Genomic DNA, 26,552 nt, shown 5'->3' with positions numbered 1-26,552 from the left:
TTTTAATTCTAAACTTTTGGAAGATAATAATTAAAAGCCTAAGATTGAGCCCGTATTCAAGCAATTATAAACAGACAGGTAAATAAGCTATGAGCTGGTTTGAGGATTGGTTTGACAGCCCCCTTTACGAAAAATTATACTCGAAACGTGACGAAAAGGAAGCTTCCAGAATAGCTGATTTGATTGAGAAAGAAATCCCTGTTTCGGACTATAAAAATATCCTTGATTTGGGATGCGGACGGGGGCGTAATTCTTTAGCATTGGCAAAAAGGGGCTATCATGTTACTGGTATTGATCTTTCGAAAAAGGCCATCCAAAAGGCCAAATCCAATGCAAAAGAGAAAAACCTTAAAAACGTTGATTTTTATATCAGGGACATGAGAGATCCCATTCCCAAACAGTTTGATGCGATTGTGAACCTGTTCACGACATTTGGTTATTTTCTGGAAGATGAAGAGAACAAACGCATCTTGAGAACAACTGCTAAAAATCTCAGAAAGGACGGAATACTTTTTATCGACTATCTGAACCCCGAGTATGTGGAGAAAAATTTAGTACCGTCCGAAAGCGGAGTTTATGAAAATCTTGCCTATCAGGTTACCCGGAAAATTGAAGATGAGATGGTATTTAAATCCATTCAATTTAAAGGAGAATCATTGGATAAACCCGTAAAATATATAGAGAGAGTAAAACTCTATGATCTGGATTGGTTTAAATCTGAGCTCAATCGTTCCGGATATGAAATCACTAAAACCTATGGTGATTATGAGGGCGGGGTATTTCAGTCAGACTCTCCACGCATGATTATGATCGCAAAACTACAGTAATGACTTATTAAAGAACCGTTTCCTTAAACACCTCTTCTACGCCGTGTGGCGGACGATCCAGTGTCCACGTTTCAAAATAGAATTTACGCTCTGAACGTACTCTCTTTCCATTAATGCTGAAAAACCGAAAGTTTTCAGAGACCATTTTTTGAAACTGTTCAAAAAAGGAGTTGTATATGTTTACTCGGGAAAACAGATGAAGATCAAACCCATTATGAGCCGGTTCTTTGTAGAGTACCAAGTCTTCACTCTTCAACACTTCAGACAGACCCTCTTTCTTGTGACCTACGTTGCTATCTATGTCCAGGTTTAAATCTAAATCCGTCCAGGCGTTACTCTCACTCTTCGTAAGAATGAGTGGTATTCCAAGTTCTGTATCTGCTACGGCTTCTTTTAGGCTAACCCTTTGATCCCGCCGGTAAACCTGATAGTCAGATAGAGCTGAGGAAAATCGATCTAAAAATTCATCGAAGTGAACCATGCAACTCAACCCAAACTCATTTTTACTGAGCAGACTGCCTGAAAAGTAAAACTTAGAATAGGTCGGGTCGGGTTTCAGAAAGTCTTCAATGCTGCCTGACACCTCCTGCTTATTACGGTCCAGTTGTCGTTCTCTAAGCTGATCGAGGCGTAAATCGTGTTCATAAATAAGTTTAAAAATGTCAGTCATAGATCACGTTCATTTTGAATTGAGTTTCAATTGAAAACAAATAAAAAACCCCGACAATTTCTCGCCGGGGTTTTAAAACTTAGTAAACTATCTAAGTTGAAGTTAAATCATTGTTGCAATCACAAGTGCAACAACTGACATCAACTTAAGCAAGATGTTCAGAGATGGGCCTGAAGTGTCCTTGAATGGATCACCAACAGTGTCTCCAACAACACCGGCTTTGTGAGGCTCAGAGCCTTTTCCGTATTCAACACCGTCAATAGTCACGCCTTCTTCGATCATCTTTTTGGCGTTATCCCATGCACCACCAGCGTTAGACTGGAAGAGTGCCATAAGAACACCGGCAGAAGTTACACCTGCAAGAAGACCACCAAGCATTTCAGCACCGAGAGTTGGGCTGTCGCTGATAAATCCTGGTACAAAGCCGAAAAGAACGGGAACGATCACGGCTAAAAGGCCGGGAACTACCATTTCACGAATAGAAGCCTGAGTTGAGATCTCAACACATTTTTCGTATTCGGCTTTACCGTCAGCATCTTCAAAAGTAGTACGATCTTCATCTGACCAGTCTGCTAATTTCTTTCCTTCGTTACGGTTCATGGCAGCAAGTGCTTTGGTCAATTCTGGAATATCACGGAACTGACGACGCACTTCTTCGATCATGCTCATTGCAGCACGTCCTACTGCATTCATAGAAAGAGCAGAGAATAAGAATGGTAACATTGCTCCTACAAACAGTGCAGCCATCACAGAAGGATTGGTTACACTGATAATTACCTCTACTCCCGGGTTTACAGCCTCAAAAGCTGTAATGAAAGCGGCAAAAAGAGCAAGTGCAGTAAGTGCGGCAGAACCGATCGCAAAACCTTTCCCAATAGCAGCGGTAGTGTTACCTACAGCATCAAGCTTGTCGGTACGCTCACGAACTTCACCGGGAAGCTCGGCCATCTCTGCAATACCACCGGCATTATCAGATATTGGTCCGTATGCATCAACAGCTAACTGAATACCTGTGTTTGAAAGCATTCCAACAGCGGCGATTGCGATACCGTACAGTCCGGCAAATTCATAAGCACCGATAATTGCAACAGCGATAATAAGAATAGGGATCGCAGTTGAGATCATACCTACACCAAGTCCGGCGATAATATTTGTTGCAGATCCTGTAACAGACTGCTTCACAATCGACCAAACCGGCTTAGTTCCGGTTCCGGTGTAGTGCTCAGTGATCAAGCCAATTCCAAGTCCGGCAGCAAGACCGAAGATAGTGGCCCAGAAAACTCCCATGCTACTGTAAACTTCACCGTTGAATGTCCATGTTTCAGGTAGCATCCAGGTAATAATAAAGAAAGAAGCTACAAGCATTACGAAAGCTGATATAAATTCACCCATATTCAATGCTTTCTGGGGATCGCCACCTTCTTTCACACGTACAAAGAATGTTCCAAGAATAGAAGTCAGAATTCCAACACCAGCAAGAACAAGCGGAAGCATCACGGCAGAAAGTCCGTTAAAGGCATCTGCCCAAACAGCTCCATCAATTGTGGCACCTGCAATAAAAGCTGCACCCAGCACCATAGTACCAATTATAGAACCCACATAAGATTCAAAAAGGTCAGCACCCATTCCGGCAACATCACCTACGTTATCACCAACGTTATCTGCAATCGTTGCAGGGTTTAATGGGTGATCTTCGGGAATTCCGGCTTCAACTTTACCTACAAGGTCGGCTCCAACATCAGCAGCCTTGGTATAAATACCACCGCCAACACGCGCAAAAAGTGCAATAGAAGAAGCGCCAAAGGAAAATCCGGTTACAATAGCCAATACTTTATTTACGGCTTCTCCACCTTCAAGGCCAAAAACATTACCAAAAATGATGAATAATAAACTAAGTCCAAGTACACCAAGTCCAACTACACCAAGTCCCATAACGGAACCACCGGCAAATGCTACTTCAAGTCCTCTTCCAAGGCTCGTTCGTGCAGCATGAGTAGTTCTGACATTGGCTTTGGTAGCAACTTTCATTCCTATGAATCCAGCCAAACCTGAACAGATAGCACCAACCACAAAAGAGATCGCTACCATCCAGCTTGAGGTGGTAGGGTCAGCACTGACGCCAAGTATTACAGCAACTACCAGTACAAATACGGCAAGTACCCGATATTCAGCTTTCAGGAATGCCATGGCACCGCTCGCAATACTTTTGCTGATGCGCTCCATTCGTTCGGTTCCAATTTCTTGTTTAGTTACCCAGGCAGATTTAAAATAGGTGTAAAGAAGGGCAATTACCCCAGCCACCGGTATTAAGTAGAGTATTGTATTAACCATAGTTTTTATTGGTTTTCAGTTAGCGATAGTATCGAATTAGTTAAATTCATTCATTGCAATGTCAATTCCACCACGAAGAAACGTCAAAATTGCATCTGATGCAAGATCAATCGATTTATCAATCTCCTCTCGCTGTTCTGCTGTAAATGGATCAAGCACATACTCGGCCTGTTTGCCCCGTGAAAACTCTTTGCCAATGCCCACACGCAGTCGGGGGAAAGATTTTGTCTGCAGTTTTTCTATGATATCTGAAATACCGTTGTGGCCGCCGGCACTCCCTCCAGGCCTCAGTCGAATTTGCCCGGGTTCAAGATTGATATCATCGTAACAGACTAAACATTCTGATTTATCAAAACCGGTTTCTGCCAGTGCTTTCGTAATAGCTTTTCCGCTTCTGTTCATAAATGTGGTGGGCTTTATCAGAACTACGGATTGTCCCTTAAAACGGCCTTCACCTTTTTGGTAAAGGCCGTTATCGGGATCAAAAGAGATGGATAGTTTTTCGGCGAGGTTATCGATCACCTCAAAACCTACGTTATGGCGCGTACTTTTATAATCAGAACCCGGATTCCCCAGGCCAACAATCAGTGCCATAACAAAGAGTTTATTTTATTCTTCTTTGCTTTCTTTTCCTTCTTCGCCTTCAGCTGCTTCTTCACCTTCAGGTGCCTCTTCTCCTTCAGCAAGCTCTTCAGCCTCTTCACCTTCAAGAAGTTCTTCTTCGTCAGGTTCAATAGAGGTTGTAAACAGTGCTTCAGATTTTGGAGGAGCAATGGTAACGATTGTACGGCGCGGATCATCAAGCGGATCAATTCCTTCCATGTCCAGCTCGCTTACGTGTAAAGAATCACCTATTCCAAGATCAGTAATATCCAATTCAAATTCTGCAGGAATTTTGTCAGGCATTACCTTAACACGTACAATACGCATAGTTTGGAATACACGTCCACCACCGTCGCGAACACCGATAGCCGTTCCGGTAAGTCGAATTGGAATCTTCAGTTTCACACGCTGTGATTCATCCAATACGTAGAAATCGGCATGCAGAACCCGATCGGTAACCGGATCAAACTCAACATTCTTCAGAAGAGTTTTATAGGTTGTCCCGTCGACGGTCAACTCTTGCAGTTTGGTTTCAGATGATGAGAGAATCTTCTCAATATCCACTTCCGAAATGGAAAAGTGAACGTTCTCTTCTACTTTAGGACCGTAAAGAACAGCAGGTACTTTCAGATCGTCTCTCAATTGAGCTACTGATTTTTTCCCTAAATCTCTTTTCTCGCCTTCCAGTTTATATATTTCCGGTTGCTTCATGGTTTTTTCAATTATTGATTAATCATCAAAAAGTGCACTAATAGTGTCGTTGGTATGGATCCGCTGAATCGCTTCTGCAAAAATACCCGCAACACTTAATACTTTAATTTTATCGGATGGCTTCCTCAATGGAACCGTATCCGTAACTAACAGTTGATCGATCGGTGAATCTTCAATTCTTTGATAAGCAGGGCCTGATAAAATCGGATGCGTACATGTGGTAACAATATTCAAAGCACCTCTCTCTTTTAGAGCAACGGCAGCATTGGTTATGGTTCCCGCAGTATCAATTAAATCATCTACGATCAAAACGTTTTTTCCTTCTACTTCACCGATAATGTTCATCACCTCTGCAACATTCTGCTTCGGCCTTCTTTTATCGATAAAAGCAAGACTCGCACCCAGCTTTTTTGAATAGGCGCGTGCCATTTTCAAACTACCCACATCCGGAGCCACAACGACGAGGTTCTCAATAGGATTTTCAGTAAAATGCTCGATAAAAATCCGGCTCGCGTATAGATGATCCAGCGGGATATCAAAAAATCCCTGTATCTGAGAAGCGTGCAAGTCCATTGTCAAAATTCGATCCGCCCCGGCCTCAACCAGTAAATTCGCCATCATTTTAGAAGCAATGGAAACCCTGGGTTGATCTTTCCTGTCCTGCCGGGCGTAACCAAAATATGGTATCACTGCTGTCACTCGCTTAACGGATGCCCTTTTTGCAGCATCCAATAAAAGTAACAGCTCAATAATGTTGTCGCCCGGTGGAGGTGTCGATTGTATAACAAAAATATCTTCTCCACGGATACTCTGCTCATACTTCACATACAGCTCGCCGTCAGAAAAAGACTTGATCGTTACTTCGCCCAAATCAGTGCCATAACTCTCGGCAATGGCACGGGCCAGTGCAAGATTACTTCGACCGGCAAATATGGCTAGTGGCGTATCCAACGGATTGACAGGTAAAGGTTGTTAAAAAAGAAAAAGGAGTACCTCTCTGGCATCCTTTTATAATGACATGTTGCCCGGGGAGGATTCGAACCCCCACTGACTGGACCAAAACCAGCTGTCCTGCCATTAGACGACCGGGCAATTCATCGAATTGACAGAATTCAAAGATAGAAACAAGATTTTTATGTGTCAAGAATTAATTGCACTTTTAAACACCTCACATCTATGACAGTTCCTCTCTTTGCAGAACCGTTTGTAGTGATGCGCCAACCCCATCTTTTGCACGGGTTGCGACAGTTCAAAACCTGATTTCTCGAAGGGCATCCGAACTTCTTTTGGCAGCTCTGATGATGATTCGCTCCATTCCTTATAAGATTGAGAGCAGAGATCCTGAGAATGGAATAGATCTCCTAATAAATAAATTGCCGGCAGAAAAACGGTTTGGCCAATGATGTTCATTCTTGATCTGCCCGGAAGATCCTGATTCTGTATAGAATTGATAATACCCGCCCAGGCATCGGTACCATCAGACAAAAAGTTACTAACACTGTAACTACTGATTTCGTAATGCAGTGTTGCAGCCTGCACTACTCTTTTCCGGGGTTGACTTCCAGGCCTCATCCCGGACTCATTCCAGTTGTATTTTTCTTTTCCAATGTTGGAAAATGCAATGCTCTGAACTTCCTGAACAAAAGAATCCCGGTCTGTTTGGCTTGAAAACTTATCGCGATTATCCAGAAACAACTTCTCCATCGAAACCCGATTGGAAGGTATACCTAAAGCGCTGTAAACTTTTTGAATAAATGAATTTAACCAGGCATCAGATGGAGTAAGGTGTGAATTATAACACTCCATCAGTTCATTTACTTTATATCTAAAGTACTCCCTGTGGGCTTTTTCAATCTGCAGCTCAAATGCTCGTTGATGAATTGTTGTGACCCGGCTTGAACAAGGAAGCCCGTTATTTTCTTTTAGAAAAAGTAGTTCGAATAGTGGCTTAGACAGGTAGCTTTTCAGGTTAAGTAGAGCCGGACGGTAACCGTCTGAAGTAACTGTCGGTTTATCTCCACTCTCGAGCACCACATGCAGAACAACACTATTGAAATTTTCATCTTTGTGATGGCAGTGCTCAAACCATTCTTTTTCGTGATTATGAACTTCAACATGCCCGTAAAACCGGATTCCTCCAATTTTTATGTTGGCATGGAGAAAGTCGGGACCGGCTCCGTGATTTTTTTTACCGGGATCAAAGATCTCGATCTCATCTCCGGTATTCGACTGAAGGTTTGCACCGTTAAATTCCAGGTTTTCCCAAATCCACTGAAGCAGCGACTCTGAATATCGATCGGGCAGCATGTTACCGGGGAAGTTTTAAATCTAAATCATCAACCGTGAGGGATTCTGTCGCTTTATACAGATCTGGAATAGGATCTTTGAAATTTAGGGATATGTCGGTTCGAATCGTTTTTACACGTTCTAAACCTTTATCGGCAATTTTACCTCCCCGGATCTTCACAGTTTGGGCAAATTCTGAAGAAAGAGATTTTGCAGATCTGTATGTTGATTGTAATTCAGACTTCTTTATTCGCAACAGGTATCCGGCAACCAAACCGCCAGCGAAACTCCCACCTGCTACAATTGATTGTTTTACTAAACTATTCATGATACTCCCTTCTAATCTTTAAATTAGTCGAAACCGCATTTGTATATAGTATACTAAATTGAATACTTTCTGTTTAGTTTATTGATAATTTATTCAAATTTATGATCCTTGCAGACAGCAACAGAATTACACGCACCATCAAGCGCATGGCCTATCAAATTATTGAAGAGGCACATGGCAAAGAAATTCGACTCATTGGATTAAACGAACGCGGATACGCCCTTTCAAAGCAATTATCAAAATTTCTAAATAAAGATTCTGACTCTTCATATCTAACCGAGCAACTCTGGGCCCATTCAGATGAATCATTCAGCTTCACTGATACGGTTAACGAAAACAGTGTGTTAGTCATTGTTGATGATGTGATCTTTAGCGGTGAAACCATCCTGAAAGGATTGGATAAAATCCCGGACAGAGAACGATTCAATAAAATTTTCGTTTCTGTACTCGTAGATCGGGGGCATCGAAAATACCCTATTCAGGCTGCTGTTATTGGGATGAATATCCCAACAAAACTCAATGAGCAGATAGAAGTAGGATTAAAAAATGGCCTTCCTGATTCTATTGTTTTAACCGAGAGTAATTCATAATTCTAAATAAAACCATGAAGAAACTATCTCTGCTACTATTACTCCTTCTCTCTACAACTTTCACAATCCAGGCTCAGGACGTTGCCATCCCCGATTCTTTAGATGGATGGGATTTAAGCTGGGTTGCAGGATTAAACGGTTCTCAGGCTGCCTACTCAAACTGGTCGCAAGGTGGTATCAATAATCTTGCATTTACAGGAAACTCTGCTTACACCGCAGCATATAAGAAAGAACGATTCGCATACATATTTGAACTGAACACTCGTTATGGCCAAACTAAAATTGAAGGAGAAGGTGTTCGCAAAACAGACGATCGGCTTTCTGTTCGCAACCGGTTTTTATATGACCTGGGAGCAGACCGACAAAGCGACTTTAAATTATTTGGTAACATTAACTTTAGAACACAGTTTGCTAAAGGATATGAATATGGTGAAGCGCCCGACGGCAGCGACATCTTCATTTCTGAGTTCATGGCTCCCGGTTACTTGAGTGAAAATGCCGGTCTGGCTTATGTCCCTTCTGATAATTTTTCTCTTGAAACGGGTTTAGGTCTCCAGCAAACCTTTGTAAGGAATGAATCCCTTTCCACTCTTTATGGCCTGGACGAAGGCGATACCTTTAGAAATGAGGCCGGTTTAACCTTTGCCGTCGCATACGACAGAAAACTTGGGACTAACCTGAGCCTCTCTTCATCACTTGAGATGTTCACCAATTTGAATACAGCAATTAGCAGTACAGATGTTTTTGTGACAAATCAGTTTACCGGAAAAATCAATGATTTCATGAATGCCTCCCTTAGGCTGGACTTCATTTATGATGATGACTACTCCAAAGAGCTGCAGGTTGCACAGGTACTTTCCGTAGGAGTTTCATTTATTCTCATTTAATGTGAATTCATTAAAAGAAAACTGATAACGGATTAAACTCATTCTCCCCTAAAAAGGGGAGACTAAGAGGGGTGTCTAAATTTATTTTATTCATCATTTTTTGATGAACATTTCCACAGTCCCCCACTGTTAAGGGAGACTTAAAATTCAAAATTTTATCTTGAACCCAAGTTAATTTAAACCGGAACTTTGAACCAATTCACCCCTTATCTACCCGCTATAGAAAAAGCGCTGCGTAAATTGGATGCGTGGCGCTCCCAATTTGGAGCTCAGAACGATATTACTGAGCTAACGGAGATCGAATCGATTCTGGATAAGCTGGAAGAACGCCTTGAAGGGAACTACCCATTTCATCACCCTTCTTATGCAGGACAAATGCTTAAACCGCCACACCCAATTGCTTGGCTTGCATATATGTTAACGGCAACCATCAACCCAAACAATCACGCTTTGGATGGCGGACCTCCAACCTCCGAAATGGAGAAAGAAGCCGTCAAAGAACTCGCTAACATGGTTGGATATGGCGACACATATTTAGGCCACCTGACTTCTGGCGGCACTATTGCCAACCTGGAAGCTCTTTTTGTTTCCCGCGAAATCCACCCTGGCAAAGCTATTGCGGCCACTTCGAATGCACATTACACGCACAGACGAATGTGCAGGGTCTTAAATACCGATTTCCTGGAAATACCTGTTGATAATTTTGGCAATCCGGACTTCGAATTCATCAAAACCCATGCAGATGAGATCGGTACAATTGTGGTAACCATGGGTACAACCGGCCTGGGTACAACCGAACCGCTTTCAAAAATTCTTGAGTATTCAAAAACCCATGGAATACGGGTACACGCTGACGCCGCATATGGTGGATTTTTTACCCTGATTAAGGAGAGCCTTCCAAAAACTGAGGATTGGCCGTGTTTGTATCAGGCTGACAGTATCGTCATCGACCCTCATAAGCATGGCCTGCAACCCTATGGCTGTGGAAGTGTACTTTACAAAGATCCATCTGTGGGTAAGTTTTACAAGCACGATTCCCCCTATACCTATTTTACATCCGATGATCTGCATCTGGGCGAAATCAGTCTGGAGTGCTCGCGCGCCGGGGCCTCAGCTGCAGCCTTTTGGGCAACACTTCAGCTCTTGCCTCTCTCTTCAAGCGGTTTAGGGTCAATATTATTTAAAGCGCGATCGGCAGCCCTTATTTTTACCGATTTACTGAAAAAGAGCTCCACATTCGATCTATATCAGGAACCTGATCTTGATATTGTCGGATATTTCAAAATTCCAGAACAGAAAAGCACCTCGGAAATCAACAAATTGAGCAGAGAAGTGTTTAATCATGGAATGAATACAAATAATCCCTCCGAAGGTTTTCATCTGAGTCTCTATAAGATCCCTGTAAGTCAGTTTACAGCACGCTTCCACGACTATCAAGCCGAAACGGATCACGTAGTTCTGCTGAGAAGTGTATTTATGAAAGAGGAACATGAAGAGTTTGTAAAAACCTTGGTTGAGCGAATTGGAATTTAGAACTGCCTTGCAAGTACAGCCGTATCCCTGAAAATCTTTTTATCTCCGGTTGAACCATTGTAGGCTTCAACATAGACAATATAGATCCCGATTCGATTTCTCTTTCCATCATCCGTGCGACCGTCCCACACCAATGAACCACGATAACCGGCCGTATAACTGTTTGCAAGATTTCGAACCAATCGCCCATAGCGATCGAATATCTTCACCTTTAGAAGATAATCGGGATCCTCAAATTCATAATTAATACTGAGTTCGTGGTCATCCCCTTCACTTTCCGGGGCAAATGGATTTGGTGTCAGTTCGATTCCTTCAGAAGAAGCTTCACCCTCAAAATTATGATGAAGTGAATTTTGAGTCAGGGGAGTTCCTCCAATAATTGTTGTGTTGGAACCCCAATTTTCCGGGTCATTTGAATCACGTCCTGGATGAATTCGCTCCAGCGAAACCCCTTGTGTAGTAATCAAATTGGGATTATGCCAGTCCGGACTATAATCAACTTTATCAATAACTGTTTGTGTACTGTCTGTCAGATAAATTGCACGGCCGGACAGAGTTAGGCTTAAACCGGCACGTTCTGCCCTCAATGCAAACGGATCCAGTTCATCTGACAAATCAAACACGATCCCTGTACGGCTACCCGAAAGTGACACAGGTTCAGGTTCCGGGAACAATAGTGCATAACCGTTTGCAGGTATCCGGCGATTTCTGCTCGACACAGGCTCAATACGTGTAGTATTTCCATTTTCATCCGGTTCATCGTGCAAAAACAGTCCTTCCAGTGAAATTGAATAGGGTTGTCGGTTATAGATTTCCAAATATTCAGACTGTTCAGGTATTGCATCATCCCCTCCGGTCAATGGATGAAACATGATCTCATTGATCACCAAGTCGCCAGTATTCACAGGCTGTGTAACAGGATGATTAGCCGTTGTTCGATTTCCTTTAAAGTCCTTCAACCCCTCTGCACTAAGCGTATTTTCCTCTCCCGGACGAAATTTCTCTGTACTCAACACAATTCTGTTTGCCCGGCTTTCATAATAATCGATTACACGCGCATCCTCGCCGTTTATCTTAAAAATTGTTCCAAAACCGTCTTGAGTTGACGAAAAATCGGATTCTTGATTTTTACTGCTCACTTTGAGGTTCACAAATTCACTAAAAATAACTTCAAGCGAATCCGGATGGCTCAAATTTGCAAATAAGATCTCCGGCGGTGCTAAATCTATCTGGAATCGGCTGTTTTGTCCTGCAGGAGTTGCCCCGCGTTCATCTGAACTTTCCATCCAGTTTGCAGGATCAATGGATAGCGCCGAAGGATCTCTTCGTTCAAGCGAAATTCCCGGATTATTTCTTCCCCAATCAGGCCTATATTTGAGACTGTCGATGATTACTCCATTCTGATTTTTGAACCCAATATTACTGCCTGAATTACTCAACCCGGGAAAGCCGGGCAGATAGATGATGTCTTTTGATTCACCTGCAAAATCCTGCTGATCTGTGATTACCAGGTATTCATTCGATCTTAGAACGGTGTTCGAGGGCATGGTTGTACTGTTTGATCCTGCAAAAAATATCGCCCCGCTCAAGTCGATTGTTTTATCCGTTCTGTTATAAAGTTCGACAAACTCCGGGCTTCCCGCATTCTCTCTGCGATACAGTATTTCATTAATCACAACATCTCCCGGAGTAACCTCATCAAATTCCAAGAAATCTATAGCGTGGGTGCTTTTTAGCAGTTCATTTCCAAAAAGGTCCGTGATGCCTTCTGCCGTTACTGAATAGGTTCTGCCGTTTTGAAACTCTTGTCTAAACAGTATTAAAACTTCACTTCCTTCAACTTCGATCTTCTGGATCGTCAGCTCCGGGTTGAAGCTGTAGTGTCCCTCTTTCGTTGCGCTTTCCGGTTCTACTGTTTTGTTGAATTCCAATAGAAATCCACGATTCTCAAAAAACGTCAGGTTTGTTAAAATCGGCCTGTCACTGTCCGGTTGTGCTTCATTTTCCCTGCCGGGAGTTCCTAATAACATGGATGTTGATTCAGCCCAGTTTTCAACATATTCAGATCCGACCTCCGGGCTTTTACGCTCAAGCGCCACATCCTTTCCTCCCCACGTTGATGGTGTGTACTCCAAAGAATCCGCTATGACACCCTCTGAATCAAACAGCCTGATCTGTTCCGGTATTGTAACTGTAAAGCCGGGAAAGTTACTCATTTCAAAAAGCTTGATATCCCCAAAAATATTTACTGCAGCTTCAGAACTGTTTGTAATGACGAGATACTCATTTGGCCGAAGTGCTAAAGTACCGGTTGTAATGACCCCACCGGGTTGCGATGATATCTCCTTTCGCTGCAACCTCCAGTTTATAAGATTTAAAAATTTATCACTCCTGTTATAAAGTTCGACATAGGCCGGATAATCCACGGGCGGATCATACATAAACTCATTGATCACGACATCACCCGCACTATATTCATCATAGATTATGAAATGGAATTGTTCTCCATCACTAATAGACCACCCCGGCATACTTCTAATTTCTCCTGTACGGAGAATTTTTTCACCAGTACCCAACGGCCTGTTAAAGGTTAATCGAACCGTATGCTGATCCGTCAACTCAGCTGAGTCCGGATTGATACCATCAACTTCAAATTTATCTGCATTCACATCCATTGGGTTGATAGCAGAATTGAAGATCAAAAACAGATCGCCCGCTCCGCTAACCTGAATACTGGTGATTGTGAAGGGATAGTCTGGATCAACCAGATTTTCACTACCCGGTGTCCCAAATAGTTCTGCCGGAGATTCAGCCCAGTTCTCCCGGTATTCTGAAGGGAAGTTTGCCCGCCGTCTCTCTAAAGCCACACCGGATCCGCCCCAAAGGGAAAGATCAAACCTCAGCGAATCTATCGTTTCTCCTGAATCTGTCATCAATCGAATTTCATCCAGATTTTCAAACCCGGGAAATTGATCCATTTCAAGTTGATGGATCTCCCCGTAAATCAACTCAATGGCCGACGAATCGGGTGTAATAACCAGGTAATCATCAGGCAGCAGTTCAGTTTCCTGATCCGTAATCAACCCTCCGGTATTATCAGTACCGGATCTTCTCAACAACACCCAATCCTTTACAGTTTCAGGTTCATTGCCGGAGTTATATAGTTCTATATACGGCACAAAGTCCGGTGGAGGATCCACCATAAACTCATTGATAACAATTTTGGATGGTTGTGCTAAAACATCACTGACCGGAAGGGCTACTAAAACAACTAAAAAAACAAACCCCAATTTTTTACGTAGAATTGTCCCCATTTCAATTCAATTTTCTCTCTGCTTTATTTGTACAGTACTTTGAATTTACATTTTGAAAAGGACCACTGCAAAAGATTCTATATTTTGAATCATTCAGAAATACAATACTTTAACCAACAGAATTTTCAATCTGAGTATACTATGAGCAGGCGAATTCCTTTTCGTATTAAAAATCTAAACTACGGCCTGACAGAAGCGAAGGGCTTACTCCATATTGGCGAAGATGAATTGATACTCGAATTTGAAAGCCAGGACACGGTTGTTGGCCTAATCAAGTCCGATTTGAAAGAGCTTAAGATTTCTTTCGAGGATATTGAGGAGATAAATTATAAACCGGGATGGTTTGGAGCCAAGATTGAAATTGTAGGAAAGTCTATGAAGGTAATGAATGAACTTCCGGGGGCCGATCACGGTACTGCCACAGTTTATATTCGCCGAAAAGATAAAAAAATAGCCGAGCGCGTATTAAGCAAAGCCCGGCTTGAACTCTCAGAATTCAAATTAAAGGAACTGGAAAACTAATTTTATTTAGCAAAGATCTGGCTCTCATCCCGAAATGACTTGAATTCCAATGCGTTTCCGCTTGGATCGAGCAGAAACATGGTAGCCTGCTCTCCCGGCTTTCCTTCAAAACGAACATAGGGTTCGATCACAAAGTTGATCTCATGCTCCTTTAATCGATCTGCGAGCTCGTGAAATTCATCCCACTCAAGGATTACCCCAAAATGTTTGGCCGGCACGGCATGACCATCCACCTCGTTTGATGCAGATTTCCCTGCATCTTCCGGGCTCACATGGGCAACAACCTGATGACCCCAAAAGTCAAAATCGATCCATTTTTCGGAGCTGCGCCCGGTTTTGCAACCGAGAAGATCTCTGTAAAAGGTCATCGTTTTTTCTAACTCTTTAACGGGAAAAGCAAGATGAAATCGGGGAATTTTAGAATCTGACATAATTACTGGTTCATTTATTTGGTGGTTGAAATTTCAATAAATATACGTCCAGCAATTTTGATGAGCAAAATCCGCTTAATACGTATAGTTACACAAACCCACTGAATATTATTTGATCGTAAAACACCCGGTTGCGAAGATTCACCCAATCAAACCCTTTGTGCTTTCTGAAAAAGCTTACTCAAATCTATTCTCAAGGTCGCCCAAAAATTGTTCGATTCGTTTCGCATTCACTCCAACATCACTTCGGCCAATTCTTGATTTAGAGCGCATGTCCACACGGGTTCCCTCGCTGGTTTCAGAAAATCGCAAAACAACATCATCCTTAAATCCAAACCACGCCAGATTTTCTGTGGCCTCAATCCTGCCTTGCTGCCGGTTAATGGCAACTAATTCCCACCGGCGATTTACAACCAGCATTACCGCTTCATCCATTACATCTTGCAGATCTGCATCCAGAATCAAGGGCTGGATTTCGGGGTAGGCTTCACGCTGAGCATTTGCAGTTTCTTCACCTGCATATTCCGGAGGATTCGGGGCGTCAGCGCGTAATCTTACCATAGCGCTAAACTCAGGAGGTGAATCTAAATCTGTAGAAATATCATGTATTGCTGGCACAGACTGTGCTCTTTGCTGCCAGTAGAGTGCTGTACCCGATGCCGCACCCGACAGAATTAATATAATTACGAGATATGACGTTGCCTTAAACCCGGACTTCCGTAAAAACCAAAGAGACACCGCACTGACTACAAATATCCCGATCAATGCATAAGCCGCATATCTAAGCAGAGTGAACCCCGTTCCCAAATCCCAGATATTCCATTGATATCCATACCCGGACATAAGGAATACAAGAGCCACAAAAAAGGTGAAGTAGAGTAAGATTCGGGCAAATTTCATAATCAGTAATATTATTTAGTGGATGGCTATTTGGTCGATCATAACAACCAATCGGATTTGATTAGCCTTCGTTCATAAATCGCCGTATTTTTAGAAGCTAATTAAATTTCATCATAAAACAAGTTTCATGGAAGGATCAGTACGCGTGCGTTTTGCACCATCACCCACAGGATTTTTGCACATTGGCGGACTCCGAACCGCACTTTACAACTATCTATTTGCAAAATCCCATTCGGGTGGAAAATTTATTCTACGAATTGAAGATACCGATCAAAGCCGATATGTAGAGGGGGCAGAACAGGATATTGTAGATTCTCTGAATTGGTGCGGCATGGATATTGACGAAGGCCCAAATGAAGGCGGTGATTTTGGACCTTACCGACAAAGTGAACGCCAGGAGATCTATCATAAATATGCTAAACAGCTGATTGAGGATGACAAAGCCTACTACGCGTTCGACACTACCGATGAAATCGATCAGATGCGTGAACGCCTGAAAAAGTCAGGGAATCCATCTCCAAAATATGACGCCGTCACACGTCAGTCGATGAAAAACAGCCTGACCCTTTCGCAGGATGAGGTCGAGAAAAAGCTTGAAGCCGGTGAAGAGTATGTAATTCGCCTGAAAGTACCGCGACGTGAAACCATCCGTTTTGAAGATCTCATTCGCGGACATGTTTCATTCGAATCAAAAGGACTGGACGATCAGGTTCTGCTGAAATCTGACGGGATGCCTACCTACCATCTTGCTAACGTTGTGGACGATCATTTGATGGAGATCTCTCATGTTATTCGTGGAGAAGAGTGGCTCAGCAGTACGCCAAAGCATATTCTTCTGTATCAGGCATTTGGCTGGGAACCCCCGCAAATGGCACATCTGCCCTTGATCATGTCACCAAGCGGTGGAAAACTCTCCAAGCGAAAAGCGGAGGAAGAGGGAATTCCGGTGAACACAAAAGAGTATATCAAACAAAATTATGAGCCGGAAGCACTGGTCAATTTCCTGGCGTATCTAGGTTGGAGTCCGGGAGACGATAGTGAAATTCACTCTCTGAATGAACTCTGCCATCTCTTTTCATTAGACCGGGTAAGCAAAGGCGGTGCGGTCTTTAACCACAAAAAGTTACTGTGGTATAATGAGCACTACTTGCGAGAACAAACAGACAAAGCCATTGCCGAACGATTAAGGCCAATCGCTAAAGCCAAAGGTGTTGAATTTCCGGATGATGAATATCTGCAGAAAGCAATTTCGCTTTTGAAAGACCGCGTCAGTAAAATTGATGAACTTCTGGATATGGGAAGTTTCTTTTTCGATGATCCTGAAGAGTATGATGAAAAAGCTCTCAAAAAATGGAAATCGGACAGCTCAGACTTGGTTTCTCAATACAGAGAGAAAATTAGTGGACTTCAGGATGACGAATTTAAAGCAGCCACATTAAAGAGTCATCTCGAGGATGTGATCAATGTAAATGATGTTGGTTTTGGCAAATTAATGATGCCTCTTCGTATTGCCGTAACAGGACAGGGTTTTGGGCCCGACTTGTTTGCATCCATGGAATTACTTGGAAAGGAGATCGTGCTAAAACGCTTAAACACTGCACTGGAAAAGCTGGATTAGTTAAAAATAGAAACTTAAGAGTATCAAAGCCTGTTCTGTTCATTTGATGAGCAAAACAGGCTTTTTTTATTAAGCTTACCGTAACCGAGTATCTTTTCTTAACTCGATTATTCATCAAAACGTGTTATCTTTTTAGAAACAGTTCAATAACAATCGGAGACACATGAAAACCTTTCTCAAGATCTTCGCAGGGTTCATCATCCTGCTCACCATTATCATTGTAGCGCTGAACCTCTATTTCACTGATGACCGTCTAAAAGGAATGATTCTACCCGAAGTCCGGGCCATCACCGGCAGCGATGTTCAGGTTGAAAATATGTCGCTTACCTTTTTCCGAACCTTCCCACAGTTTGGTGTTGAGCTGGAGAATTTTCTACTTCCAACTCCGGAGGGAGATACGTTAGCAACCGTTGATGATCTTATTGTTGGTGTTGAACTCTTACCTCTTATCAGAAGTGAGCTATCCATATCAAAGCTCTCGATTAATCGACCTTCAATCTCGTATCATATTTATGAGGATTCCACATCGAACATAGATTTCTTACTCGATTTAGCTGACGAAGAGTCTGCCGAGGAAGAGGAAGGTATGGCTATTGATATTTCCCGGTTCACGATCCGTGAAGCAGAACTCACATACAGAGATGAAACCACCCGTTCTCTGTTCAACCTGTCGGAACTGGATGCCGACATTTCACTCCGTTTCGCCGACTTGATTGAAAGTACTGTGGATGCTCAACTCGGCTCCCTGAGTGCCACTATTGACGAAACCAATTACGTCAGCAATTTATCCCTCAGTCTAAACCAAACCTCCACTCTTGATCTCGAAAACGAAGTTTTAACCCTGAGCGAAGGTGTTTTTTCCATTCGTGAACTGGCCCTGAACCTTACCGGTAACATCTCGAACTGGAGTTCTGACGCACCGTCAGTCGATCTCCAATTCTCATCCAGTTCAGATAACTTTGGTGAACTTCTCCGACTGGCACCGCCGGAATATGATGAAGTACTTGCCGGACTCGAAACCCGTGGCTCAATGCGCCTGGAAGGATCGGTTTCGGGGCAAATAACAGAGGAGGATCTGCCTCAGTTCGATCTAGTTATTGATGTGGCCGACGGATACCTGCAAAATCCGGATCTTCCCGACGCTATCGAGGATATTATCATTCAGGTAGATATTAGTAACGACCTTGCTACCATCCGTGATTTTCGTGCCCGTGCCGGAGACAATACCATAACGGCAACAGGTACTCTCGAACGTCCGCTTGACGATGATGGGGTTTTCTCTGTTGAACTGGACGGCGATGTGGATCTCGGGACACTGAGCCGATTTTACCCTATCGAAGAGTTTGGAGTTGATGAACTTGCCGGACTCCTGGAAGCAAATGCCAACGCAAACGGTCGGATGGATCAACCCGAAGAGGCAACCTTTTCTGGAATTTTCAAGCTTACTGATGGCAGAATTAAATATGCGGATGTTCCTCGGCCAATCGAAAATATTGAAGCCGACATTGAAGCGAATCAAGATCGAATTACGATCAATCAGTCGGGACTCAGAGCAGAGTCTAATCAGTTTACTATGACGGGATCTGTTCTCAACCCACTGAATGAAAACACCCGATCGGTTGACCTTTCAGCCAATTTGAATTTCGACCTGGCTACTGTAAAAGAGTTCTACCCAATTGATGAGGATACATTGATGATGCGAGGACAGCTGGATGCGCAAATTCAACTTCAGGGAGAACCTGACCCGGATCAAATTGAAGCCCTGCTTCAAAGCAGTACTATTGAACTTCAAAACGGCTACATTTCGCACAGCAGTGTGGCCCGTCCGCTGGAAGACATCACCTTTGTTGCCGAAGCGACGGGAACTCGCTTAACAATCAGCAATTCACGATTCCGAACCGGCGAAAATGCCCTCGTCATGACCGGCACTGTTTCCAACTATTTAAGTGAAAATCCTACATTCGATCTTACATTCGATGGAAATGCTCTTTTTGATGACATCTCCACATACTATCCGCTTGAACCCTGGATTCAGGAACTGACCGGGAATGCAGTGATGAATCTGAATGCGCGGGGCCCGGCCGGTGATCCGACTCAAATTGCCCTGAATGGATCGTTAGAGGTAAGCAACGTCAATGCCATCGGAGACTCCATCCCACTGCCGGTTACGGATCTCCAGGGAAGACTGAGTACAACCCCTGAGGTAATGACGCTGGAACAATTTTCCATGAACTATGGCTCGTCAGACTTTGAGCTGGAGGGCTCACTACGCAGATATCTCGGTTTCCTTGAAGAGAGCCATAATTCGGAAGCGACGATGCCAAATATGACCGGAAACTACCGCAGCCGATTCCTCAACATGGATGAAATGATTGACTGGGAAGAGGAAACAGATGAAGAGCCGCTGCCCATCAACCTGCCAAATCTGACCGCAGATGTAACGGCAAATATTGATAGTCTCGTAATATTTGGGTTGCCGATCACATCAATCACCGGTTCAGGACGAATGAACCCCGACGAACTGATTCTGGATGAATCTGAAGCCAGCATGTTCGAAGGCGCCGCTACAGGAACAATGATCTGGAAAGTGCCCGATCCGCTTCGCACTAATGTTCAGTTTAACGGATCTCTTACAGATTTACGGGCAAAGGCATTTTTCCGTGACACCGGTTTTATGGGGAGCGATAGTAAGTTTCATGAGTACATCAGCGGACTATTCAGTTCAGAATTTGAATATTATACCGAACTGGATGAAACGGCCGCACCGGACATCACTACAACAGATGCATCCGGAACATTCGGGCTGGCCGAGGGACGAATTGAAGGACATCCGATACAGCAGCGTCTGGCTCAGTTCCTCCGCGCGGATGAACTCAACCGAATGAATCTGGATGAGTTCACGTCAACTTTTGCCATCAAAGATACCGTGATGACGCTGGAAGATTTCAGTCTAACCAGTGACAACATCGGCATGGAATTGGAAGGAACGCAGCACTTGGTAACCGATGCAATTAATTACAAAGCCACACTTTTCCTTCCCGAACGGTTTAAACGTGGCATTGCAACAGTCATTTCAAACGAAGCGGCCGAGGCACTACAGCGGGAAGACGGTACACTTGCGGTACCGGTCCTCATTACCGGAACATCGGAAGATCCACAGGTACGTCCCGATACGTCAGTCATTCAGGATATTCTCCGCGATCGTGCGGGAGACGCCCTTCGCAGAATTTTTGGAGGAAATTGATGAGTTTGGAGCTGCCAATAATTTGAATGCAGCTTCCCTCACTCTTTTGTATTTTGGACGGCGCCACTTGAATTAAAATCATCTTATGAACAACAGTAGTTATATTACCTGGGATTTTGATCCCGTTTTAGTCAGTATTCCTGAAATCAGTTTGCCCGTTCCAATTTCTATCTGGGGAATCGTAATTGCCGCAGCTCTCATCTATTTTGGCTGGAGTAAAATCAAACCCCCCGCTCAAAATGGAAAGGATGCGCCAGAACCGGAAGGGTGGAAAGCTGCAGGATTAATCATTGGAGCATTTATTGTAGGCCAGCTTCCATTTCTGTTGATCGATTCACCGTCTATCAGCTCTATCGGCCCCATCGAGCCCCGATGGTACGGATTGATGTTCGCCATGGCGTTTATGTCGGGCTATTTCGTCGGTTTAAAGATGTACAAAGATGCCGGAAGAAGTCAGGAGGAGCTGGATCGACTATTAATCTATGTTTTGGTTGCAACGGTAATTGGTGCTCGACTGGGGCATGTATTCTTTTACGAGGCAGAGTTTTATCTCCGCAATATCCATCTGATTCCTCAAGTTTGGGTGGGAGGCTTAGCCAGCCACGGAGCGGCCATCGGCATCATCATTGCGATGTATCTTTACGCCAAGCGAACGGCTAATACATCGTTCATGTGGGTGGCCGACAGAGTTGTCCCCGGCGTAGCCATTGGTGGTATGTTTATCCGGACCGGCAACTTCTTTAACTCTGAAATTGTGGGTGTACCCACCGATTTGCCATGGGCCATTATATTTAAAGCTTCAAACCAACTGAGTGAAGCGGAAAGATTGATCCCAAGGCATCCATCTATGCTTTATGAAGCAATTTTATGTGTCATTGTTCTTGGTGTACTTTTTGTGATCTACAATAAATACAAGAAAAATCCACCGGAAGGATCGCTTTTTGGTGCTTTCTTAATCATGCTCTTTACAGGCCGGTTTTTAATCGAGTTTACAAAAGAGACTCAGGCCGATTTTCTGGTCGGTGCCGCTTTTGACATGGGGCAGCTCCTGAGTGTCCCCTTTGTACTGATTGGAATCTGGATTCTATGGAAAAAAGTGAAGTGGTAAAATTTATTTAACCGAAATAAAAAAAGGAGTGCCGGGTTTAACCTGACACTCCTTTTTTGTTTTCAAGATGTTGCTTAGAAGTGAAACTGAAGATTCCCGGAAATTCCGGCCTGATTATCAACTCCATCGTTGAATTGGAGTAAGCCGTTTAGCTGAAAACTGACCAGCTGCGTTGCCTGATAGTTCCATCCAAGCACCATACGGTTCGAGTCATTACCAAGTACATCGTAAGATAGATGATCCCACCTTGCCAGCAATTGGCTTTGTTCGGAAATATTATTCCCTACCGTTGCATAGAAACCTGTAATGGTTTCATCCAAATCTACTCCCTGTACTTCAAAATCCGTTTGAAGAAATTCAATTGTTCCAAAAAACGTGTCGCTATCGTATTTCACAAACGCTCCGTAAATCGTTCGATCACCGGCTGAAAATAAGCCTGAATTGCCAACTGATTCCCCTTCAGATGTATTGACAGCTCCATTCAAACCAAAATCGACTGTACCATTATCTTCGAGATTTACTTGATAGCCTAGTCGTGCAGTGTAGAGAAAATTATTATCATCGTTTCCAAGCTGGCGCCCATTTCCATTATATATTCCAAAACGATAGTTGAAACCCTCAGTTTCTCCTAAAGCTGTAATTCCCAATTCCCGCGAATTCAACATAGAACCCACCAATCGGGCACGGTTAATAAAATCTGTTGCGGCCGGACTCGGATCCAGATCAGCACTTAAAAAAGGTTTAAACATTCCGGTTACAATTCTGAACTGATCGGAGAACCAGTAGCCCACCTGCGCATCTATGATACTGGGTGATCTCCTGAAATCGAGCTGCATTCTGTAAATAAAATTACTGGGCAACTGGCCTTTGATGTCCAGTCGGGTTGCACCCAGTTCAAATTGTCGGCCCCCGTTAAAATTATCATCATCAAGGGAAAGCACCCCCACAGATTGAAGCAGCAGACCTACATTAAATTCTTCCGATTTGAGGCGGTTTTCCAAATCATCTACGGTATCTGTATTAGTCTGGCCATAAACCATTGAAAGAGGCAATAGTAAAAAAGCAATAAATAACGGTAATATTTTCATTGGATCGTTTCTATTTAAATTATCTGTAATAACACATCTTATCGGCTGTCTGCTCAAACCACTTAAGTCTTAGATATTTCAGCCACATTGCAGTTTTGTATATATTGAGCTGTGTTGTCTGTTCCTGTCAAAAATTATCGGAATATTCTTTAGTAGTAGAATTGGAAGTTACCCGAAACTCCTAATTGGTTATCAGAAACCTCATTTACCTGATAGAGTCCGTTTAGTTGAATACTCACCAATTCAGTAATTTGGCGAGTCCAGCCCAACAGAATCCGATCTGAATCCTCAATTCCCGAAACATCAAACGAGAGGTGATCCCACCGGATCAAAAAGTCATTTTCCTCAGTGGCATGATATCCAACCGTTCCATAAAACCCGGTGATTTTTTCTTCCAAAGCTGTATTGTTCAAGTCGAATTGGCTTTCCAGAAATTCGGTAGTTCCAAAAAAGGTCTCACCATCATATTTGATATAGGCGCCATAAATAGACCTGTCGCCAGCCGACTCTAAACCTGTGTTTCCAACAAATTCTTCCCGGGTCCTGTTCAGTGAAGCGTTCAAACCAAAATTAAAATCATCGGTTTTATAACCGATTCTACCCGTATAGAGAAATCTATTATCGTTGGCCCGGCTATAACCGGTACCGTTATAAATTCCCGCACGATAGTAAAAGCCGTCAAAATCACCAAGAAAAGTCAAGCCTGTCTCTCTTGCATTGACCATAGCCCCAACCAGCCTGGCGCGATTGATCATATCTGTTTTGGCAGGACTCGGATCCAGCTCCAAGACCATAAATGGCTTCCTTTCACCGGCAATCAACCGGAATTTTTCTGAAAATCGATAACCGACAAATGCATCTATTACAGATGGTGTCCGGGTAAGCTGTAACTGTAGCCGGTACATGAAATTATTTTGCAGAGATCCCTTAAAATCCAGCAGTGGCACCCCGATCCCAAATTCTCGACCGCCATTAAAATCATCATCCTTGAATGAGAAATCTGCAGTAGACTGCAGTAGCATAATTACGTTGAACTCTTCTGTTTTAAAACGATCTTCGTACTTGTCAGTCAGAGATGTGTTTTCATCTTGCGCCATTAATATTGAACTGGAAAAAAGAACACATAGAACGAGCGTTACTATTTTTTTCATTACCTGTTTTTATGATGAATATTTTTATTGCCCCAAGCGATTGTTAGCGACATATCAAATAAGATGAATCCTGTTATAAACCAGGAGTTGTTTGGGCTAATATTAGTTATCGTCTGTTTTTTTACTCTCCTTAAAAATAAGAAGCATTCTACTACTTATCATTTCTTAAATAGATTTTTGAAACTTACATTGCATTCACAACTACTCTGTATTTTTATCAGAAATGTAGTTTTTTATAGTTAAATCATTGCAACAGATGGCTCACTCACATTCCAATGGTTCAAGAGAAATTTGGCTTACAGTTATCTGCGCTGTCACACTCATTTTAGGCATACTTTCTGAGCATACAGCTCTGCTTCCGGGAAACATTGCTATCTATTTCTATCTTTTATCCTATGCTTCCGGGGGCTATCAGGGTTTGATAGAAACTTTTGAAAGTCTTCGAAGATTTGAGCTCAACATCGATTTTTTAATGATTGCCGCTGCGTTGGGAGCTGCAATTCTTGGTGAATGGATTGAAGGCGCTACACTTCTTTTCCTCTTCTCCCTCAGTGGCGCCCTTGAAACTTACGCTCTTGGGAAAAGCCGGAACGCCATTCACTCACTCCTTGAACTTCGTCCTTCGCAGGGCCTTCGAAGAAGTGAAGATGGATCGGAAAAACTCATTCCCATAGAGGAATTGAAAGTGGGTGACATTGTTATCGTCAAACCGGGCGAGCATATCCCGATTGATGGAAAAGTTGTTAAAGGTCAGACTACCGTCGATCAAGCTGCCATCACAGGCGAGAGTATTCCGGTTGCAAAAGAAGTTGGAGATTCCGTCTTTGCAGCTACTTTAAATGAAAATGGTGTTATTGAGCTGGAAGTCACCAAGCCGGCAAAAGATACCACCGTTTCAAAAATTATTGACCTGGTGGAGAGCGCACAGAAGAACAAGGCAAAAACGCAGCGTTTTCTGGAAAAATTTGAACCCCGCTACGCTATCACGGTGATTTCAGCCGTTATTCTGCTCATTCTCATTCCCTGGCTAATGTTTGGTCAGGATTTTGATCCCACTTTCTACCGGGCAATGACCGTTCTGGTTGTGGCCTCACCCTGTGCACTGATTATCAGTACCCCGGCTTCCATTATATCCGCAATTGCCAACGGTGCCAAGAGCGGTATTCTCTTTAAGGGTGGTGTTCACGTAGAACAAACTGTAGAAATTGATACCATCGCTTTCGACAAAACAGGAACCCTTACTCAGGGGAAACCCGCTGTGGTGGATGTGATATCCTACAATTCAGACTCCAAATCATTCGAAACTGAGGGAGAGTCTGTCAATAATCTTTTGGCACTTGCAGCCGGATCAGAAATGCACTCCGAGCACCACCTTGCTGAAGCCATTGTAAACAAAGCGAATGATCTTGATGTAAAACCCTACAGTGTGGATGATATGCAGGCTACACCCGGTCAAGGCGTTGAGGCAAAATGGGATAACAAAACCGTGTCTGTAGGTAATCTTAAAATGTTTGAGTCTCAGCTCGAACAATGGGACAAAGAGATCCGGGATAAAGCTGCAGAATTGCGAAAAGAGGGGAAAACCGTTGTTTTTGTAGCCATAGATCATCATCCTGCAGGATTAATTTCGCTCGCCGATCAGATCCGGCCTGATTCAAAAAAAACTTTGGAACAACTTAAAAAGACGGGAATTAAGAAAATAGCAATGCTTACCGGCGACAATCGCGGAGTTGCCGAAGCGATCGCTAAAGAACTTGGTATTGACGAAGTTCACGCCGATCTGCTCCCGGAACAAAAGGTGGAAGTCATTGAGCAGTTAAAAAAATCCGGGACAGTTGCCATGATTGGTGATGGAGTAAATGATGCACCTGCCCTGGCCACCAGCCATTTAGGTATTGCCATGGGTGCAGCCGGTACCGATGTTGCCCTCGAAACTGCCGATATTGTATTGATGGGTGATGATCTCAGCAAACTGCCCTATTTGCTGTTACTCTCCAGAAAAGCCAAAAAAGTAGTGTGGCAGAATATCATCTTTAGTCTTGCCGTCATCGTAATGCTATTGTTTGGTGTGTTTTTAATCGACCTGCCACTCACGCTTGGAGTCATCGGGCATGAGGGAAGTACACTGCTAGTTGTACTGAATGGACTTCGCCTGTTAAAACGGGGAGATATGTTACCGGATGAAACTTAAACCGGATTATTCATCCGGAAATTTTGCTTCGCGGAAATCATTTTTTGTCTGAGCAAAACATTTTCTTAAAGCTAATTTTGAGCTGTTTTCTGTTTTATTTAGGCATAATACTATTAAAGCTTTAATGTGATATGTTACTACTTCCAGTATATCAATCCGTTTAAAAGTTTTCCTTATCAGTAGATTATTTACTTTCTTAGTCCATAAAGATTATTTGCA

At 43.2% G+C, this 26,552-nt stretch carries 21 protein-coding genes and 1 tRNA gene; 9 read left to right on the top strand and 13 right to left on the bottom strand.

All coding sequences use genetic code 11. The annotated features are described in order from the left end of the window. The first annotated feature begins 89 nt into the window (after window positions 1–89). Window positions 90–827: a class I SAM-dependent methyltransferase gene (locus tag CWD77_RS08660; protein WP_101073171.1), complete on the top strand. Its 738-nt coding sequence runs from the start codon at window positions 90–92 to the stop codon at window positions 825–827. Window positions 828–834: 7 nt separating this feature from the next. Here CWD77_RS08660 and CWD77_RS08655 read toward each other — a convergent pair whose 3' ends face one another. The 8 genes from CWD77_RS08655 to CWD77_RS08620 form a co-directional block, all read right to left on the bottom strand. Further along, a complete protein-coding gene (locus CWD77_RS08655) occupies window positions 835–1,497 on the bottom strand; it encodes a hypothetical protein (protein ID WP_101073170.1) in 663 nt (220 codons plus the stop codon). Window positions 1,498–1,599: 102 nt separating this feature from the next. After that, on the bottom strand, window positions 1,600–3,828 hold the full coding sequence (locus tag CWD77_RS08650; protein WP_101073169.1) for a sodium-translocating pyrophosphatase: 2,229 nt from the start codon (window positions 3,826–3,828) through the stop codon (window positions 1,600–1,602). A gap of 36 nt (window positions 3,829–3,864) precedes the next feature. Continuing rightward, window positions 3,865–4,422: an aminoacyl-tRNA hydrolase gene (gene pth / locus CWD77_RS08645; RefSeq protein WP_101073168.1), complete on the bottom strand. Its 558-nt coding sequence runs from the start codon at window positions 4,420–4,422 to the stop codon at window positions 3,865–3,867. Between the two features lie 15 nt (window positions 4,423–4,437). Continuing rightward, window positions 4,438–5,142: a 50S ribosomal protein L25 gene (locus CWD77_RS08640; RefSeq protein WP_101073167.1), complete on the bottom strand. Its 705-nt coding sequence runs from the start codon at window positions 5,140–5,142 to the stop codon at window positions 4,438–4,440. 18 nt (window positions 5,143–5,160) lie between these two features. Beyond that, window positions 5,161–6,093, bottom strand: a complete 933-nt coding sequence (locus CWD77_RS08635) for a ribose-phosphate diphosphokinase (protein WP_101073166.1) — start codon at window positions 6,091–6,093, stop codon at window positions 5,161–5,163. Window positions 6,094–6,163: 70 nt separating this feature from the next. Further along, a tRNA-Gln gene (locus CWD77_RS08630) sits at window positions 6,164–6,234 on the bottom strand. A gap of 48 nt (window positions 6,235–6,282) precedes the next feature. Further along, on the bottom strand, window positions 6,283–7,449 hold the full coding sequence (locus CWD77_RS08625) for a DUF2851 family protein (RefSeq protein WP_101073165.1): 1,167 nt from the start codon (window positions 7,447–7,449) through the stop codon (window positions 6,283–6,285). A gap of 1 nt (window position 7,450) precedes the next feature. Then, window positions 7,451–7,756 carry a hypothetical protein gene (locus tag CWD77_RS08620; RefSeq protein WP_101073164.1) on the bottom strand — a complete coding sequence of 102 codons (306 nt, stop codon included), beginning with the start codon at window positions 7,754–7,756 and terminating at the stop codon, window positions 7,451–7,453. A gap of 101 nt (window positions 7,757–7,857) precedes the next feature. On the opposite strand from CWD77_RS08620, the gene CWD77_RS08615 reads away from it, so the two are divergent. From CWD77_RS08615 to CWD77_RS08605, 3 genes are all read left to right on the top strand, one after another. Beyond that, a complete protein-coding gene (locus CWD77_RS08615; RefSeq protein WP_101073163.1) occupies window positions 7,858–8,346 on the top strand; it encodes a phosphoribosyltransferase family protein in 489 nt (162 codons plus the stop codon). A gap of 14 nt (window positions 8,347–8,360) precedes the next feature. After that, a complete protein-coding gene (locus CWD77_RS08610) occupies window positions 8,361–9,233 on the top strand; it encodes a DUF3078 domain-containing protein (RefSeq protein ID WP_101073162.1) in 873 nt (290 codons plus the stop codon). Window positions 9,234–9,422: 189 nt separating this feature from the next. Next, window positions 9,423–10,766 carry a pyridoxal phosphate-dependent decarboxylase family protein gene (locus tag CWD77_RS08605; RefSeq protein WP_101073161.1) on the top strand — a complete coding sequence of 448 codons (1,344 nt, stop codon included), beginning with the start codon at window positions 9,423–9,425 and terminating at the stop codon, window positions 10,764–10,766. On the opposite strand, the gene CWD77_RS08600 is transcribed toward CWD77_RS08605, so the two are convergent. Next, window positions 10,763–14,080 carry a lamin tail domain-containing protein gene (locus CWD77_RS08600; RefSeq protein ID WP_101073160.1) on the bottom strand — a complete coding sequence of 1,106 codons (3,318 nt, stop codon included), beginning with the start codon at window positions 14,078–14,080 and terminating at the stop codon, window positions 10,763–10,765. The genes CWD77_RS08605 and CWD77_RS08600 overlap by 4 nt on opposite strands. A 141-nt stretch (window positions 14,081–14,221) precedes the next feature. Between CWD77_RS08600 and CWD77_RS08595 the strand changes: the two genes are divergently transcribed. Then, a complete protein-coding gene (locus tag CWD77_RS08595; protein ID WP_101073159.1) occupies window positions 14,222–14,602 on the top strand; it encodes a hypothetical protein in 381 nt (126 codons plus the stop codon). A 2-nt stretch (window positions 14,603–14,604) separates the two neighbouring features. Here CWD77_RS08595 and CWD77_RS08590 read toward each other — a convergent pair whose 3' ends face one another. Next, window positions 14,605–15,033, bottom strand: coding sequence for a VOC family protein (locus CWD77_RS08590; protein ID WP_101073158.1), 429 nt, complete (start codon window positions 15,031–15,033; stop codon window positions 14,605–14,607). A gap of 177 nt (window positions 15,034–15,210) precedes the next feature. After that, complete coding sequence (locus CWD77_RS08585; RefSeq protein WP_101073157.1) at window positions 15,211–15,933, bottom strand: DUF1499 domain-containing protein; 723 nt, start codon at window positions 15,931–15,933, stop codon at window positions 15,211–15,213. A 127-nt stretch (window positions 15,934–16,060) separates the two neighbouring features. Between CWD77_RS08585 and gltX the strand changes: the two genes are divergently transcribed. The 3 genes from gltX (at window position 16,061) to lgt (ending at window position 21,903) form a co-directional block, all read left to right on the top strand. Beyond that, window positions 16,061–17,551, top strand: a complete 1,491-nt coding sequence (gene gltX, locus CWD77_RS08580) for a glutamate--tRNA ligase (protein ID WP_101073156.1) — start codon at window positions 16,061–16,063, stop codon at window positions 17,549–17,551. Between the two features lie 163 nt (window positions 17,552–17,714). After that, window positions 17,715–20,795 (top strand): AsmA family protein, encoded by a 3,081-nt coding sequence (locus CWD77_RS08575; protein WP_101073155.1) that lies wholly within the window; start codon window positions 17,715–17,717, stop codon window positions 20,793–20,795. An 85-nt stretch (window positions 20,796–20,880) separates the two neighbouring features. Continuing rightward, on the top strand, window positions 20,881–21,903 hold the full coding sequence (gene lgt / locus CWD77_RS08570) for a prolipoprotein diacylglyceryl transferase (protein ID WP_101073154.1): 1,023 nt from the start codon (window positions 20,881–20,883) through the stop codon (window positions 21,901–21,903). A gap of 74 nt (window positions 21,904–21,977) precedes the next feature. Here lgt and CWD77_RS08565 read toward each other — a convergent pair whose 3' ends face one another. Next, window positions 21,978–22,991: a porin gene (locus CWD77_RS08565; RefSeq protein WP_101073153.1), complete on the bottom strand. Its 1,014-nt coding sequence runs from the start codon at window positions 22,989–22,991 to the stop codon at window positions 21,978–21,980. Between the two features lie 149 nt (window positions 22,992–23,140). Further along, window positions 23,141–24,142, bottom strand: a complete 1,002-nt coding sequence (locus CWD77_RS08560) for a hypothetical protein (RefSeq protein WP_108722892.1) — start codon at window positions 24,140–24,142, stop codon at window positions 23,141–23,143. A gap of 256 nt (window positions 24,143–24,398) precedes the next feature. Here CWD77_RS08560 and CWD77_RS08555 point away from each other — a divergent pair, with 256 nt between their 5' ends. Further along, entirely contained in the window at window positions 24,399–26,333 is a 1,935-nt protein-coding gene (locus CWD77_RS08555; protein ID WP_101073151.1) for a heavy metal translocating P-type ATPase, read from the top strand. Window positions 26,334–26,552 lie beyond the last annotated feature (219 nt).

Source organism: Rhodohalobacter barkolensis, assembly GCF_002834295.1.
Classification (GTDB): Bacteria; Bacteroidota; Rhodothermia; order Balneolales; family Balneolaceae; genus Rhodohalobacter; species Rhodohalobacter barkolensis.
Note: the sequence above shows the minus strand (reverse complement) of the source record. Positions and strands in the feature narration are given on the sequence as shown.